The sequence below is a fragment of the Pseudomonas sp. NFACC14 genome, from assembly GCF_900106885.1.
Classification (GTDB): domain Bacteria; phylum Pseudomonadota; class Gammaproteobacteria; order Pseudomonadales; family Pseudomonadaceae; genus Aquipseudomonas; species Aquipseudomonas fluorescens_AA.
In genome coordinates this window covers 309,230-325,453 of sequence record NZ_FNOA01000002.1, presented here as the reverse complement: position 1 = coordinate 325,453, position 16,224 = coordinate 309,230, and the positions used below count along the sequence as shown (strand labels likewise).

The following is a 16,224-nucleotide window of genomic DNA, read 5'->3' as shown; positions in this document are numbered from 1 at the left end:
AGATGAGCGACAACCTGATCGAAATCCGCGACCTGAGCGTGGCCTTCAACGACCAGACGGTGGTGCGCAACCTGTGCCTGGACATCCGCCCCGGCGAATGCCTGGCCTTGGTGGGCGAGTCGGGTTCCGGCAAGTCGGTGACGGCCCATTCGATCCTGCAATTGCTGCCCGAAACCGGCACCCGCACCACCGGCAGCATTCGCTATCGCGGCCAGGAACTGCTGGGCGCCGACGCCAAGACCCTGCGGGAGTTGCGCGGCAACCGCATCGCCATGATCTTCCAGGAGCCGATGACCTCGCTGAATCCGCTGCACAGCGTCGAGAAGCAGATCGGTGAAACCCTGATGCTGCACCGGGGCCTGGGCGGCAAGGCGGCGCGCCAGCGCATTCTGGAGCTGCTGGCCCTGGTGGGCATTCAGAAACCCGCCGAGCGACTCAAGGCCTACCCCCATCAACTGTCCGGCGGCCAGCGGCAACGGGTGATGATCGCCATGGCCCTGGCCTGCGAGCCGGAGCTGTTGATCGCCGACGAGCCGACCACCGCGCTGGACGTGACCGTGCAACGCAAGATCCTGCTGTTGCTCAAGTCCTTGCAGCAACGGCTCGGCATGTCTTTGTTGCTGATCAGTCACGACCTGAACCTGGTGCGCAGCATCGCCCAACGGGTGTGTGTGATGAAGGCCGGGGAAATCGTCGAGCAGGCGCCGTGCGAAACCCTGTTCAGCGCACCGAAACATCCCTACAGCTGCGTGCTGCTGCACGCCGAACCGGAAGGCGAGGCCCTGCCCCGGGACGAGCGCGAAGACGTGTTGCAGGTGCGGGACCTGCGCGTGAGCTTTGCCCTGGGCGGCGGGTTGTTCCGGCGCAAGGAATATTTGCGCGCCGTGGACGGTATCAGCCTGAGTGTCCAGCGCGGCAAGACCCTGGGCATCGTCGGCGAATCCGGTTCCGGCAAGTCCACCCTCGGCCAGGCGATTCTGCGGCTGATCGAATCCGAAGGCAGCATCCACTTCCAGGGCCAGGCCCTCGAACAGTTATCCCACAAGGCATTGCGGCCATGGCGCAGGAAGATGCAGGTGGTGTTCCAGGACCCGTTCGGCAGCCTCAGCCCGCGAATGTCGGTGCAGCAGATCATCAGCGAAGGCCTCGAAGTCCACAGCCCGTCCAGCCCCGAGGAATGTGAAGCACGGGTGATCCAGGCGCTCGAGGAGGTCGGCCTCGATCCGCAGAGCCGCCACCGCTATCCCCATGAGTTTTCCGGCGGCCAGCGCCAACGCATCGCCATCGCCCGGGCCTTGGTGCTCAAGCCGGCGCTGATTCTGTTGGACGAACCGACCTCGGCTTTGGACCGCACCGTGCAGAAACAAGTGGTCGCGCTGCTGCGCCAGCTCCAGGAAAAGCACGGCCTGACCTACCTGTTCATCAGCCATGACCTGGCGGTGGTCCGCGCCCTGGCCCACGACATGATCGTGATCAAGGATGGCAAGGTGGTCGAGCAAGGCGCCAGTCACGACGTGTTCGATTCACCCCAGCATCCCTATACCAAAGAGCTGTTGGCGGCGGCACTTCCCAGGTAAAGGCCGCCGCGACTCCAGCGCTCAACTGTCGCGGCGCTGATCCAGCGCTTGGGCAAATTCGCCAATGGCCTCCACGACCTGCTGCGCCCCTCGGTGGATGTCGAGGATAACGGTGCCCGCCTGGTTCGCCAGCTTCACGCCCTGCTCCGCCTTGAGGGTGCTGGACTGCATGCTGGTCACCGCTTGCCTGGCGAGGTCGCGGTTCTTGCCGACGACTTCGGTGATGGCCACCGTGGCCTGGCTCGTGCGCCGTGCCAGGTTGCGCACTTCATCGGCGACCACGGCGAACCCCCGCCCCTGTTCCCCGGCGCGCGCCGCTTCGATGGCCGCATTGAGCGCGAGCAGGTTGGTCTGTTCGGCGATCCCCCGGATGGCATCGACGATGCTGCCGATTTCCTCGGACTGGGCGCTCAGCGCACTGATTCCCGTGGCCACCCTCTGGAGTTCATCGGCGATGCTTTGCACCACGGTGACCGTTTCCTGGACAACCGCCGTGCCAAGCCGGGTGTGCTCGTCGGTCTGCCGGGACGTCTCGAAGGCCAGCCGCGCCGCGTTGGATTCGCTCTGGCGCTGCTCGACCTCGCGGGTGTGATCGGTGGCGAACTTGACCACCCCATACAATCTTCCCTGGGCGTCGTAGAGCGGATTGTAGGTTGCCTGCAACCAGACCGTGACGCCTTGCTTGTCGATGCGCTGGAACAGGCCGGTCACATACTCCCCCCGATTCAATCCAGCCCAGAACCCGCGATACGCGTCGCTCTGGACCTCACTGGGCTTGCAGAACAGGCGGTGGTGCTGACCGCAAACCTCCTCCAGGCGATAGCCCATCACCTTGAGGAAATTCGCATTGGCATTCACCACCTGACCATTGAGGTCGAACTCGATGACCGCCATGGAGCGGTCGATCGCGTGCCTGAAGCTGGACTCGGTCTGGCTCCGAAGGACACGCTCACTGATGTCCCGGGCCACTTCAATGACGCGTTGCAGCTTTCCCTCCTGGTCCAGCACCGGGATGTAACGGGCCTCCACCCACAACCAATGCCCGTCGCGGGCCAAGTGCAAGAACTGTGCATCGACACTCAGGCCTTGCCCCACCTGTTGCCACACAGCGGCATATTCCCGACTGCGCGCGTAGGCAGGCTCGCAGAACATCTGGTGATGCTTGCCCTGAATGTCCTCGAGGGAATAGCCCAGCGTCTTCAAGAACAACGCATTGGCGCCGAGCACCTGCCCCGTCGGATCGAGTTCGATAATCGCCATTGCCTGATGGAAAGCGGCTCGCTCGGTCTCGAGAATAGCCCGCCTGGCCTGGATCGGGTGCAAGGTTTCCTGATGCTTGCGGGTGCGAATGAACATGGATACCACTCCGGAAACGTAAGTGCTTGGCCGTAGCCAACTGAAGGCACGGTGCCCTGTTTGCTAGAGAGGAACCATTAAGCCACTATCTTTCCATAAATTGTACAATTTTATTTATTTGTACAATAAACTGCGAAACCGGAATATTCATCCAACGGCTTAATGCCAACCGATTTTCCAGCGCTTGTCATCGCGCAACTCTGACCAGTCGAACAGCTCCACGCGCCCGCTGTGCACCGCCTGAAGTTCAACCTTTACAGGAGCTCCCGCCTCGTCACAGATCAATTCGGTGACCAGAAAATGCTTTTCCCGATTGACTGGCATGCAGGCCGTCCATTTGGAGAGCTTCAACTTACGGGGATTGAATGCGTTCACTTGTTCTCCAAAAAAAGCAGGAAACCCGAGCAGGATCATGTACAAAAATATCCAGTCGTACAAGTTAACCCCGAAAATAGCGGAGGTGCTTCGATCCTGGGACTTCCCCCGGCATAATGCGGCTCTTGGCACCCGCCCATGGCTGCCGGCAAATCCCTCCTCTCTGGAAATGCCCGATGAATCCCACCGAAAGCCTCAAGGATTACAAGCGCGTGCGCACGCTGGCGATCCGTTCGTTATTCGAGATCATCGAGCAGTCCAGCGAAGGCACGGTGATTGTCGATCGTGACGCGAATATCGTCTGGATGAACGAACGCTACGCCCGCCGCTTCGGCCTGAACTCGGCGCAAGAAGCGATTGGCCGGGCGTGCGAGAGCGTGATTCCCGGCAGCCTGTTGCGCGAAGTGGTGCGCACCGGGCGCCCGATCCTGCTGGACATGCAGGACACGCCCAAGGAGCCGCTGGTGGTGATGCGCCTGCCGATCCACGACAGCGCGGGCGCGGTGATCGGCGCCATCGGCTTTGCCTTGTTCGATGAACTGCGCAGCCTGTCGCCGATGCTCAAGCGCTACCTGAGCATGCAGGAAGAACTGGCCTCCACCCGCTCATTGCTACGGGCGCGGCAAACCAAGTACAACTTCGCCCATTTCATTGGCACCAGCAGCGCCGGCCTTGAGGTCAAGCGCCGTGCCCGACGCAGCGCCAGCGCCGATTCGCCGGTGCTGCTGCTCGGCGAAACCGGCACCGGCAAGGAACTGCTGGCCCAGGCCATCCACAGCGCTTCGCCGCGGGCGCACAAGGCGTTCGTCAGCATCAACAGCGCGGCGATTCCTGAATCGCTGCTGGAGGCCGAGTTCTTCGGCACCGCCCCGGGGGCCTTTACCGGGGCCGACCGCAAGGGCCGTGCCGGCAAACTGCAGATTGCCCAGGGCGGCACGCTGTTCCTCGACGAGATCGGCGACATGCCGCTGCCGCTGCAAAGCAAACTGCTGCGGGTGCTCCAGGAAAAAGAGTACGAACCGGTGGGCTCCAACGAGGTGCTGCAAAGCGACGTGCGAATCATCGCCGCCACCTCCATGGACCTGGAAGCGGCGATCAAGCGCGGAGAGTTCCGCGCCGACCTGTATTACCGCCTCAACGTGCTGCCGATCCGGGTCCCGCCCTTGCGCGAACGCCTGGATGACCTGCCAGCCCTGGGCGAAGCGATCCTGGAAGAGTTGCGCAGCCAGCACGAACTGAACCCCGCCGCCCTCGACCTGCTGCGGCAACACGCCTGGCCGGGCAACATCCGCGAGCTGCGCAATGTGCTGGAACGGGCTGCGCTGCTCAGCGATGACCTGGTACTCACGGCAGCGGACATCCGCGCGGCCATCGGCACCTTCATGCCGGTAACGCGCCCAGCGGACGTGAGCTTCGAGCCCCTGCCCCAGGAAACCTTCAGCCAGGCCCGGGCGCGCTTCGACCGACAATTGATCGAAACCACCCTCGCGCAATGCGGCGGCAAGGTGGTGGAAGCGGCCGAGCGGTTGGGGCTGGGGAGGTCGACGTTGTACAAGAAGATGGTGGCGTTGGGGATTGCCGAGTCTCAATAAAGAGACTTAATTCTCAAAATATAGACTTCCTGTTTTGGAGCGCTTTGCGCTCATCGCGAGCAAGCTCGCTCCCACAGGTTATGGGGTTCTCTTGAACTACGCGCCCAACTGTGGGAGCGAGCTTGCTCGCGATAAGGCCAGCCCACCCCATAAAAATCTCCAAACAGAGACAAAACCCTTGCTTCTCCCCCACCAAATCAAACAATTTCCTTACATTTCAGCCAGTTACACACCTGGCACAAAACTCGCTAAAGCCCCTCCATAGCGTCACCACAACAATAACAATCCAGGAGACACACCATGAGTGTGATCATTGCCTTGGCAGCCCTCGCGCTGCTGATGGTCGCCGCCTACCGTGGCTACAGCGTTATCCTCTTTGCCCCCATCGCCGCCCTCGGTGCCGTCCTGCTCACCGACCCTTCCGCCGTTGCCCCCGCATTCACCGGGGTGTTCATGGAGAAAATGGTCGGTTTCATCAAACTGTATTTCCCGGTGTTCCTGCTCGGCGCGGTGTTCGGCAAGCTGATCGAGCTGTCGGGGTTCTCTCGCTCCATCGTCGCCGCGGCGATTCGCTTGCTGGGAACGCGCCAGGCCATGCTGGTGATCGTGCTGGTCTGCGCCTTGCTGACCTATGGCGGCGTGTCGCTGTTTGTCGTGGTGTTCGCGGTGTACCCGTTCGCCGCCGAGATGTTCCGCCAGAGCAATATCCCCAAGCGCCTGATCCCGGCCACCATCGCCCTCGGTGCGTTCTCCTTCACCATGGACGCCCTGCCCGGCACGCCGCAGATCCAGAACATCATCCCCAGCACCTTCTTCAACACCACCGCCTGGGCCGCACCGTGGCTGGGGGTGATCGGTACGCTCTTCGTGTTCAGCCTCGGCGTGCTGTTTTTGCAACGCCAGCGCAACAAGGCCCAGCGTGCGGGCGAAGGCTACGGCACCGAGCTGCGCAACGAGCCGGAAACCGCTGAAGACATCAAGCTGCCGAACCCGTGGATCGCCGTTTCGCCACTGCTGGCGGTGGGCATCATGAACCTGCTGTTCACCCAGTGGATTCCACAGTGGTATGGCAAGACCCACAGCCTGGCGCTGCCGGGCATGGCGACACCGGTGACCAGCGACATCGCCAAGCTCACCGCGATCTGGGCGGTGCAAGCGGCGTTGCTGGTGGGCATCATCATGGTCTTGCTGTTCGGCTTCCGGGCCATTCGCAGCAAACTGGCCGAAGGCAGCAAGAGCGCCGTGGGCGGTGCGTTGCTGGCGGCGATGAATACTGCTTCGGAATACGGCTTCGGCTCGGTCATCGCGTCCTTGCCGGGCTTCCTGGTGCTGGCCGACTGGCTCAAGAACATTCCCAACCCGCTGGTCAACGAAGCGGTGACGGTCACGCTGCTGGCGGGCATCACCGGCTCCGCCTCGGGTGGCATGAGCATCGCCTTGGCGGCGATGTCCGAAAGCTTCATCAACGCCGCCCACGCCGCCAACATTCCCCTGGAAGTACTGCACCGGGTGGCCGCCATGGCCAGCGGCGGCATGGACACCCTGCCCCACAACGGCGCGGTGATTACCCTGCTGGCGGTGACGGGGTTGACCCACCGCGAAGCCTACAAAGACATTTTCTGCATTACGCTGATCAAGACCCTCGCGGTGTTCTTCGTGATCGCTGTGTTCTACGCCACTGGCATTGTGTGAGGTTCCCATGACAACTGCTCTTTCGGGCAAGACCGCCCTGGTCACCGGTTCTACCAGCGGCATCGGCCTGGGCATCGCCCTGAGCCTGGCCAAGGCCGGCGCCAACCTGATCCTCAACGGCTTCGGCGATGCCTCGGCGGTGATCGCCGAGGTCAAACAGTTCGGCGGCAAGGTCGGTCATCATCCGGCCGATGTCAGCGACCCGGCGCAAATCGCCGACATGCTCGCCTACGCCGAGCGCGAGTTCGGCGGCGTGGACATCCTGGTGAACAACGCCGGGATCCAGCACGTGGCCGCCGTGGAAGATTTCCCGGTGGAGCGCTGGGACTCGATCATTGCCATCAACCTGTCCTCGGTGTTCCACGCCATCCGCCTGAGCCTGCCGGGCATGCGGGCCAAGGGCTGGGGCCGGATCGTCAACATCGCCTCGGTGCATGGCCAGGTCGGCTCGGTGGGCAAGGCGGCGTATGTCGCGGCCAAGCATGGGGTGATCGGCCTGACCAAGGTGGTCGGCCTGGAGACCGCCACCAGCAACGTGACCTGCAACGCCATCTGCCCGGGCTGGGTGCTGACGCCACTGGTGCAAAAACAGATCGACGACCGCATTGCCGCCGGCGTTGACCCGCAACAGGCGCAGCATGATCTGTTGGCCGAGAAACAACCGTCCCTGGAGTTCGTCACTCCGCCGCAACTGGGGGAACTGGTGCTGTTCCTGTGCAGCGAAGCCGGCAGCCAGGTGCGGGGCGCGGCGTGGAATATCGATGGTGGGTGGTTGGCTCAGTAAGGTCCTGCGACTCCTTGTGACGAGGAGATTTATCCCCGCTGGGGCATACCCTGTAGGCGCTGGCGAAGCCTGCGATCTTTCAATCTTTCGCTCGAGACTCAACGGGCAGTGGAAAGATCGCAGCCTCGTTGCACTCGTCAGCTCCTACACCCCAACGGGGATAAATCCCCTCGCCACAGGATTGGGTCGCTCTATAGTGTGTACATAAGAAAACAAGAGGCCCCCCATGTCCGACCTCCTCTGGCAACCCAGCCCCGAACGCATCGCCCAGTCGCGCATGAATGCCTTTCGCCAGTTCGTCAACACGCGGCATCACCTGCAACTGAACGACTACCCCGCCCTGCACGCCTGGAGCATCGACCAGCGCGAGGCCTTCTGGCAGGCCATCGTCGACTTCTTCGAGATCCACTTTCACCACGCTCCCAACGCGGTACTGGTGGAGGGTGCGCAAATGCCCAGCGCCCAGTGGTTCCCTGGCGCCACGCTGAACTTCGCCGAGCACCTGCTGCGCCGCCGCGATGACGCCGTCGCGGTGGTGGCGCTGAGCGAGAATGGCGAACAGGAACAACTGACCTGGGCCGAACTCGCCGCCCATGTCGCCGGCCTGCAGAAAAGCCTGCAAGCCGCTGGCGTCACCCGGGGCGATCGGGTCGCCGCCTGCATGCCCAACACCTGGCAGACGTTGGTGGGCATGCTCGCCAGCACCAGCCTGGGCGCCATCTGGTCATGCTCTTCACCGGACTTCGGCACCCAGGGCGTCATCGACCGGTTCGGCCAGATCGAGCCCAAGGTGCTGATCACCTGCGCCGGTTATCGCTACGCCGGCAAGGTCATCGACCAGCGGGCCAAGGTCAATGAAATCCTCGAACGGCTGCCGTCGCTGCAACACCTGATCGTGTTGCCTTATGCCCAGCCTGGCGCCCGCCCCGAGGACTTCGAGACCCCGGCCGCGGTCGCGTTGTGGAACGACTTCTATCAACACGGTGGCGAACCGGAATTCGTCAGCGTGCCGTTCGACCACCCGCTGTACATCCTGTACTCCAGCGGCACCACCGGCGTGCCGAAGTGCATCGTCCACGGCACCGGTGGCGTGCTGCTGCAACACGTCAAGGAACATGGCCTGCACGTCGACCTCGGCCCCGAGGATCGGCTGTTCTACTACACGACCTGCGGCTGGATGATGTGGAACTGGCTGGTGTCGGCCCTCGCCGTGGGTAGCGCGGTGGTGCTCTACGATGGCTCGCCGTTCCACCCCGGCCCCGAGCGCTTGCTGGACCTGATCGACCAGCAGCGCATCAGCGTCTTCGGCACCAGCCCCAAATTCCTCGCCGCCCTGGAAAGCGAAGGCCTCAAGCCCCGGCGGACGCACCGCCTGGACAGCCTGAAGACCCTCCTGTCCACCGGTTCGGCGCTGGCTCCCCATAGCTACGACTACGTGTACCGGGACATCAAGCCCGACGTCTGCCTGGCCTCGATGTCCGGCGGTACCGACATTGTGTCCTGTTTCGTCAACGGCAACCCACTGTCGCCAGTGCGCCGGGGCGAAATGCAGGGCAAGAGCCTGGGCATGGCCGTGCAGGTCTGGAACGAGGCCGGCAATCCGGTCATCGGTGAAAAAGGCGAGCTCGTGTGCACCCGGCATTTCCCGGCGATGCCCATTGGCTTATGGAACGACCCTCGGCAGGAAAAACTTCGCGCATCCTATTTCGCCCAGTTCCCCGGGGTGTGGGCCCAAGGCGACTACGCCGAAGAACTGCCCCACGGCGGCCTGTTGATCCATGGGCGCTCCGACGCCGTGCTCAACCCTGGCGGCGTGCGCATCGGCACGGCGGAAATCTATCGGCAGGTGGAAAAGGTCGAGCAGGTGCTGGACAGCGTCGCCATCGGCCAGCAATGGCAGGGCGATGTCCGGGTGGTGCTGTTCGTGCGCCTGCGCGATGGCGTGACGCTGGATGACGCCTTGGAACAGCGGATTCGCCAGGTCATCCGGACCCACACCACACCACGGCATGTGCCGGCGAAGATCCTCGCGGTCAGTGATATTCCGCGCACCATCAGCGGCAAGGTGGTGGAGTTGGCGGTGCGCAACGTGGTGCATGGCGAGGCGGTGAAGAACACCGATGCCCTGGCCAACCCCGAGGCGTTGGAGCAGTTTCGGGATCGGCCGGAGCTTGCGAGCTGACCGTCAGGGCCTCATCGCGAGCAAGCTCGCTCCCACAGTGGATCTCCGGTGACTGGCAGACCCCATGTGGGAGCGAGCTTGCTCGCGATGAACGATAACCCGATCAATCCATAAGCCCCCACTCGCCCGCCGCCGGATCGGCCGGTGGCGCCACCGCCCCCGACTCGGTATGCAGCTTCAAACGCAACCGCAGGTTGTTCGCCGAATCGGCATTTTTCAGCGCCTCCTCCTCATCGATGGCGCCTTCGACCACCAGGTTGAACAGGGCCTGGTCAAAGGTTTGCATGCCCATTTCCTCTGACTTTTCCATGATGCCCTTGAGCTCGCCAAGTTCGTTGCGCCGGATCAGGTCGGCCACCGTGGGCGAACCCAGCATGACCTCCACCGCCGCCCGCCGCTGGCCGGTGCGGGTGCGCACCAGGCGTTGGGAAACGAACGCCTTGAGGTTGTTGCCCAGGTCGTTCAACAACTGCGGCCGGCGCTCTTCCGGGAAGAAATTGATCACCCGGTCCAGGGCCTGGTTGGCGTTATGGGCATGCAAGGTCGAAATCACCAAGTGCCCGGTGTCGGCAAACGCCAGGGCATGCTCCATGGTTTCCCGATCGCGGATTTCGCCGATCAGCACTACGTCCGGTGCCTGGCGCAAAGTGTTTTTCAGGGCCGCATGAAAACTGCGGGTGTCGACACCGACTTCCCGTTGGTTGATGATGGATTTCTTGTGCCGATGGATATACTCCACCGGGTCCTCGATGGTGATGATGTGACCGCTGCTGTTGCGATTGCGGTAATCGATCAGCGCCGCCAGGGAAGTCGACTTGCCCGAACTTGTCGCGCCGACGAACAGCATCAACCCCTGTTTCTGCATGATGCTGTCCAACAGCACCCGGGGCAGTTTCAGGTCTTCGAAGCGCGGGATGTCCAGCTTGACGTTGCGGATCACCATGGACACGTCATTGCGCTGCTTGAAGACATTGACCCGGAACCGCCCGACACCGGCCAGGGAGATCGCCAGGTTCATTTCCAGTTCCCGATCGAACTCAAGGCGCTGTTCGGCGTCCATCAAAGACTCGGCGAGCCGGGCAATGTCGCCGACCTTGAAGGCCTCGTTACCCAAGGGCTTGAGCACGCCCTCGAAACGCGCGCACGGCGGCGCCCCCGTAGACATGTAAAGGTCGGAACCATTCTGGCTCGCCAGGATTCGCAACAACGGATCGATTTCCATGGACTGAAACTTCCGCGAGACATCAATGAAACAAATTGAGCCGAACATGAAACGCTTCAGACCCGCCCGCACTTACTTTCCTCAAAGGATAGTAGACGCCGTGGTACAGACACGACAGCCAGGGATCGCGTGATGAACGCGACACCCGCCGGCAGCGATGCCCAGCGCCTGGTCAGCCAGGTGGACTGGGCCCAGACCCCATTGGGCACTGCCCGGAACTGGCCCCAGAGCCTGCGCACCGCCGTGGACATCATGCTCCATTCGCCAATGCCGATGGCCTTGCTGTGGGGCGCGCAGCTGACCCACCTCTACAACGACGCCTTCGGTCGACTGACCGGTGACAAGCACCCCCGGGCGTTCGGCCAGCCGACCCATGCAGCATGGCCCGAACTCAAAGGGACGACCGAAGGGATTTACCACCGCGTATTGCAAGGCCAGACGCACACCTGCCGCGATCAGCGCTGGCGCGTGCCCTTCGCCGGTCGCCTCTGCGATGTCTGGCTGGACCTGACCTACAGCCCGGTGCATGACGAAAGCGGCAGCGTCGCCGGCATCCTGGTCACCGCCATCGAGACCAGCGAACGCCGCCGCCTGGCCATGGAATTCGAACGGCGCTCCGAGGCCAGCCTCAAGGCCCAGCACGAAAGCGAAGAGCGCCTGCAACTGGCCCTGGCCGCCGCCGACGCGCTGGGCACCTGGGATTGGGACATCAGCGAAGACCGCTTCATCGCCGACGCGCATTTCGCCCTGCTGCATGGCGTCGACCCGAACCTGTCGCGCCAGTTGCCCATCAGCGCCTACCTCGAAGGCGTGCATCCCGAGGACCGGGCGATGGTTGCCCGCAGCATCAAGCACTGCATCACCCATGGCACCGAATACGCCGAAGAGTACCGGCTGTTGCAGCCCAACGATGAATTACGCTGGGTGTACGTGCGCGGCCGTTGCTACAAGGACCGCCACGGCCGGCCCAAGCGTTTTCTGGGCGCGGCCCTGGACCTGACCGAACGCAAGCGCACCGAGCAAGCCCTGCGCCAGAGCCAGACCGAGCTGCAGCTGATCATCAACGCCATGCCGATCCTCATCAGCTACGTGGACCGCGAAGAGCGCTTCCGGCTGAACAACAGCGCCTACCTGGACTGGTACGGCCTGACCCCGCAAGAGCTCTACGGCAAGACCATCCGCGAAGTGCTCGGCGAAGAGGCCTATGCCGCCCGCGCCCAACAGGTCGCCGATGCCCTGGCCGGCAAACCGTGCAGCTTCACCTTGCAGATGGACCATCGCGACGGTCGCCCGCGCCATGCACTGATCAACTACTTGCCTCGCCACGGGACGGACGGGGCGGTGAACGGTTTCTACATCTTCGTGATCGACGAGACCGAGAGCCGGAAAACCGAGGAAGCCCTGCGCAACCTCAACGAAACGCTGGAGGAGCGGGTCATCGCCCGGACCCGGCAACTGGCCGAAGCCAACCACCGCCTGCAAAGCGAGATGTTCGAACGCGAGCGCGCCGAAGAAGCCCTGCGCCATGCGCAGAAAATGGAGGCCGTGGGCCAACTCACCGGCGGCATTGCCCATGACTTCAACAACATGCTCACCGGCATCCTCGGCAGCCTCGACCTGATGCAACGCTACATCGCCGCCGGCCGCACCGCCGAGATCGGGCGCTTCACCGAAGCGGCGGTGTCCTCGGCCAACCGCGCCGCGGCCCTGACCCATCGGCTGCTGGCGTTTTCCCGCCGCCAGTCCCTGGACCGCAAGCCGCTGGACGCCAACGAGCTGGTGCGCTCGCTCGAAGACCTGCTGAGCCGGACCACCGGCGATCACATCGTGCTACGACTGCAACTGACCCACGAACTGTGGCCGGTCAGCACCGATGCCAGCCAGTTGGAAAACGCTCTGCTCAACCTGGTGATCAACGCCCGCGATGCCATGCCCGACGGCGGCGAATTGATCGTCGAAACCGCCAACGTCTATCTGGACGGCACTGACATCAACACCCTCGAACCGGTCAAGGCCGGCGACTACGTGATGATCGCGGTCAGCGACAACGGCAGCGGCATGACCCCCGCCGTGCTGGCCAAGGCCTTCGACCCGTTCTTCACCACCAAGCCCATCGGCCAGGGCACCGGCCTGGGCTTGTCGATGATCTACGGGTTTGCCCAACAGTCGGGGGGACACCTCAACCTGGACAGCGTGCCAGGCCAGGGCACGCGCGTGCAGTTGTACCTGCCGCGCCTGCACGTCGCGCCGGCCCAACAACCCGCCACGGCGGAGACGGTCGACGTACCGCCGGCCATCGCCGGGGAAACCGTGTTGCTGGTGGAAGATGAACCGGCGGTGCGCATGCTGGTGCTCGACCTGTTGAAGACCTTGGGCTACACCGCCCTGGAGGCCCAGGACGCTATGACGGCCCTGCCTCTGCTGGAATCGGAGCAACGCATCGACCTGTTGGTGACCGACGTCGGGCTGCCGGGCATGAATGGCCGGCAACTGGCGGAAATCGGCCGCCAGCACCGCCCGGGGCTGAAAGTGCTGTTCATGACCGGTTACGCGCAGAAAGCCGCCGAGCGCCAGGGGTTCCTCGACCAGGGCATGGACATGGTCGCCAAGCCCTTCACCCTCGATCTGCTGGCCAACAAGATTCGGACGATGATCAACCATGACAGCTGACTTGAGGCATAATCGCCGCCCCGTCGCACCGTTCAGGTCACCGCTGCAATGAAAGCCCAAGCCCGCCATATCCTGGTGAAAACCGCCGAAGAAGCCGAACAGCTCAAGCAACGCATCGCCAAGGGCGAAGCCTTCGATGTGCTGGCCAAGAAATACTCCACCTGCCCCTCGGGCAAACGCGGCGGCGACCTGGGCGAAGTGCGGCCAGGGCAGATGGTCGGTGCGATCGATGCGGTGATTTTCAAGAAGCCCTTGCGGGTGGTGCATGGGCCGATCAAGAGCAAGTTCGGCTATCACCTGGTGCAGGTGTTCTACCGGGATTGAAACTGAGCCTGGCGCTTGTGGGAGCGAGCTTGCTCGCGATGGCGGCGACACAGTCAATATCTCTGCAAGCTGACCCACCGCTATCGCGAGCAAGCTCGCTCCCACAGGTGTTGTGCCCACTTATTATTTTGGCATCAACGCCCCCGGCACCTGAATCACCCGGCTCGCCAACAGATGCCCCGCCTCGGCCGCCTCCGCTGGAGTGCCACCTAGCAAGCGGCTCGCCAGGTACGCGGCACTGAATGAATCTCCCGCCGCCGTGGTGTCCACCACACGCTCGACCCGTTGGGCGGGAATCTCATAAGACTCGCCATCGCAACGAATCAGGCAGGCCTCGGCACCACGCTTGAGCACCACTTCCGGCGTACCGAACTGCCCATAGGCGGCGAACATCGCGTCAGTGTCCGCATAGCCGAACAGTGCCTGCTCGTCTTCCACCGTCAGCAGGGCCAATTCCACGTGGGGCAATACGCTGCGATACGCCGCCCGCGCCGCCTCGATCGAGGCCCAGAGTCTCGGCCGGTAATTATTGTCGAACACCACCTGGGCCCCACGGCGACGGGCCTCGACCAGGGTTTCGATGAGCCTGGCGCGCCCCTGCTCGCCGAGCACCGCCAGGGTCACGCCACTGAAATACAGCACATCGTAATCCGGCAATGCCGCCAGGATCGGTGCGGCGGCCGGGGTGGTAAAACACTCGCGCACCGCCGCCTCGTTGCGCCAGTAGAGAAATCGCCGCTCGCCCGCCGCATCGGTCTGGATGCAATACAGACCCGGCAGGCGTCCAGGCAAGCGCTGGACCCGTTGCAGACCGATGTTTTCTTCGGCCCAGCGCTCACACATGGCATCGCTGAAACTGTCGTCGCCCAGGGCGGTGACGTAGTCCACCGCGCCCCTGTCGCCCAAGGCGCGGGACAGGTACACAGCGGTGTTCAGGGTATCGCCGCCGAAGCTTTGCAGCAGGCTGCCGTCGGCGCGTTGTTGCAGTTCGATCATGCATTCGCCGATCAGGGCGATGCGGGGTTTGGCGTGGTTCATGGGTGATCCTGATGGTTCGGTGATGTCTGGCAGGCCGCTATCGCGAGCAAGCTCGCTCCCACAGTGGATTGCTGTGAATGCAAACTCTGTGAGCGTCTCGATCCCCCTGTGGGAGCGAGCTTGCTCGCGATAGCCACGACTCGATCTCAAGCCTTAGAAGCAAGTCTCCATGCTCTCGACCACCCGCAACTGCTCATCCACCAGGCACCCCACCCGCCACTTGTCGAACGTCAGGCACGGGTGTGAAGTGCCAAACGAAATGATGTCGCCCACACGCAACTCAATCCCTGCCGCCACACTCATGAACGCATGTTGGTCCATCACCGCCGTCACCTTGCAGCCACTCACGTCGTCCCCCACCACCGAATCCGATCCGGGCGTGTAGCGCTTGAGCGGCACCGGTAATCCGGCGTCGTAGGCTACGTCGCGCTTGCCCAGGGCGATCACCGCGAAGCCCGGCTCTGGCAGCGATTGCACATGAGCCCAGACTTCCAGGGCCGGACGCAGGCCTTCGTGCAGGTCGCTGCGGCGCTCCAGCACGCAGCACTGGGCTTCCTTGTAGATGCCATGGTCATGGGCCACGTAACTGCCGGGACGCAGCACGCTGAGGAAACGCCCGTGGGCATTCTGGGCTTCGAAGGATTCGGCGATCAGGTCGTACCAGGCCGAACCCGAGGCGGTGATGATCGGTTTGTCGATGGCGAAAGCACCGTTGTCCTGCAGCTGCACCGCCAGCCGTACCAACGATGCCGCGAATGCGCGGATGCCACTGATGGCGTGGTCGCCATGGATCACCCCTTCGTAGCCTTCGATACCGGTCAACGCCAGCGCCGGTTGACTGCGAATGGCCTCGGCCAGGGCCAACACCTCAGCCTCGGTCCGGCAGCCACACCGACCACCGACCACGCCGTACTCGATCATCACGTTCAGCTTCATACCGCGTGCGGCGAAGAACGCCCCCAGGTCCGCGACGTTGTCCGGATGATCGACCATGCAATGGAATTCGAACGCCGGGTCAGCCAGCAGATCGGCGATCAGCGCCATATTTGGCGTGCCCACCAGTTGGTTGGCCATCAGCACTCGACGAACGCCGTGGGCGTAAGCGGCACGGGTCTGCACAGCGGTGGCGAGGGTCAGGCCCCAGGCACCGGCATCGAGCTGGCGTCGAAACAGCGCCGGGGTCATGCTGGTCTTGCCGTGGGGCGCCAGCTCGGCACCACTGTCGGTGACGAACGCTTGCATCCAGCGAATGTTGTGCTCCAGCGCCGCGCGGTGCAGCACCAACGCCGGCAGGCTGACGTCCTTGAGCAGATGAGCGCCGACGATGGCCGCACCCTTCTCTACGCCAGCATTGGGAATGACAGAAGACATGTTCGTACTCCTCGCACGCGGCCGCTCGCAGCCGCGATTAT

Annotated in this window: 11 protein-coding genes and 2 pseudogenes; 7 read left to right on the top strand and 6 right to left on the bottom strand. The window is 63.3% G+C overall.

Features of this window, described 5'->3' with window-relative positions:
- Positions 1-2: 2 nt before the first annotated feature.
- Positions 3-1,577: an ABC transporter ATP-binding protein gene (locus BLU85_RS05995; RefSeq protein WP_092198802.1), complete on the top strand. Its 1,575-nt coding sequence runs from the start codon at positions 3-5 to the stop codon at positions 1,575-1,577.
- Positions 1,578-1,598: 21 nt separating this feature from the next.
- Here the strand turns inward: BLU85_RS05995 and BLU85_RS31635 are convergent.
- The 3 genes and pseudogenes from BLU85_RS31635 to BLU85_RS05985 form a co-directional block, all read right to left on the bottom strand.
- Positions 1,599-2,045: pseudogene (locus tag BLU85_RS31635) on the bottom strand (methyl-accepting chemotaxis protein); the annotation flags it as partial.
- Positions 2,046-2,153: 108 nt separating this feature from the next.
- A pseudogene (locus tag BLU85_RS31630) lies at positions 2,154-2,933 on the bottom strand (PAS domain-containing protein); the annotation flags it as partial.
- Between the two features lie 159 nt (positions 2,934-3,092).
- Positions 3,093-3,308, bottom strand: a complete 216-nt coding sequence (locus BLU85_RS05985; protein WP_092199295.1) for a TIGR02450 family Trp-rich protein — start codon at positions 3,306-3,308, stop codon at positions 3,093-3,095.
- Positions 3,309-3,484: 176 nt separating this feature from the next.
- Here BLU85_RS05985 and BLU85_RS05980 point away from each other — a divergent pair, with 176 nt between their 5' ends.
- The 4 genes from BLU85_RS05980 (at position 3,485) to BLU85_RS05960 (ending at position 9,558) form a co-directional block, all read left to right on the top strand.
- Positions 3,485-4,900: a sigma-54 interaction domain-containing protein gene (locus tag BLU85_RS05980; RefSeq protein ID WP_092198809.1), complete on the top strand. Its 1,416-nt coding sequence runs from the start codon at positions 3,485-3,487 to the stop codon at positions 4,898-4,900.
- Between the two features lie 300 nt (positions 4,901-5,200).
- A complete protein-coding gene (locus tag BLU85_RS05970; RefSeq protein WP_092198815.1) occupies positions 5,201-6,592 on the top strand; it encodes a GntP family permease in 1,392 nt (463 codons plus the stop codon).
- Positions 6,593-6,599: 7 nt separating this feature from the next.
- Complete coding sequence (locus BLU85_RS05965; protein ID WP_092198818.1) at positions 6,600-7,376, top strand: 3-hydroxybutyrate dehydrogenase; 777 nt, start codon at positions 6,600-6,602, stop codon at positions 7,374-7,376.
- A 226-nt stretch (positions 7,377-7,602) separates the two neighbouring features.
- Positions 7,603-9,558 (top strand): acetoacetate--CoA ligase, encoded by a 1,956-nt coding sequence (locus tag BLU85_RS05960; protein WP_092198821.1) that lies wholly within the window; start codon positions 7,603-7,605, stop codon positions 9,556-9,558.
- Between the two features lie 103 nt (positions 9,559-9,661).
- Here BLU85_RS05960 and BLU85_RS05955 read toward each other — a convergent pair whose 3' ends face one another.
- A complete protein-coding gene (locus BLU85_RS05955; RefSeq protein ID WP_092199298.1) occupies positions 9,662-10,780 on the bottom strand; it encodes a PilT/PilU family type 4a pilus ATPase in 1,119 nt (372 codons plus the stop codon).
- A 132-nt stretch (positions 10,781-10,912) separates the two neighbouring features.
- On the opposite strand from BLU85_RS05955, the gene BLU85_RS05950 reads away from it, so the two are divergent.
- Positions 10,913-13,450: a hybrid sensor histidine kinase/response regulator gene (locus BLU85_RS05950; protein ID WP_092198825.1), complete on the top strand. Its 2,538-nt coding sequence runs from the start codon at positions 10,913-10,915 to the stop codon at positions 13,448-13,450.
- Positions 13,451-13,498: 48 nt separating this feature from the next.
- Positions 13,499-13,774 carry a peptidylprolyl isomerase gene (locus tag BLU85_RS05945; RefSeq protein ID WP_019690952.1) on the top strand — a complete coding sequence of 92 codons (276 nt, stop codon included), beginning with the start codon at positions 13,499-13,501 and terminating at the stop codon, positions 13,772-13,774.
- Between the two features lie 123 nt (positions 13,775-13,897).
- On the opposite strand, the gene BLU85_RS05940 is transcribed toward BLU85_RS05945, so the two are convergent.
- Positions 13,898-14,812, bottom strand: coding sequence for a sugar kinase (locus BLU85_RS05940; RefSeq protein ID WP_092198828.1), 915 nt, complete (start codon positions 14,810-14,812; stop codon positions 13,898-13,900).
- A 153-nt stretch (positions 14,813-14,965) separates the two neighbouring features.
- The gene (locus BLU85_RS05935; RefSeq protein ID WP_092198831.1) at positions 14,966-16,183 is read right to left on the bottom strand and encodes an amino acid deaminase; all 1,218 of its coding nucleotides are present in this window, start codon (positions 16,181-16,183) and stop codon (positions 14,966-14,968) included.
- Positions 16,184-16,224 lie beyond the last annotated feature (41 nt).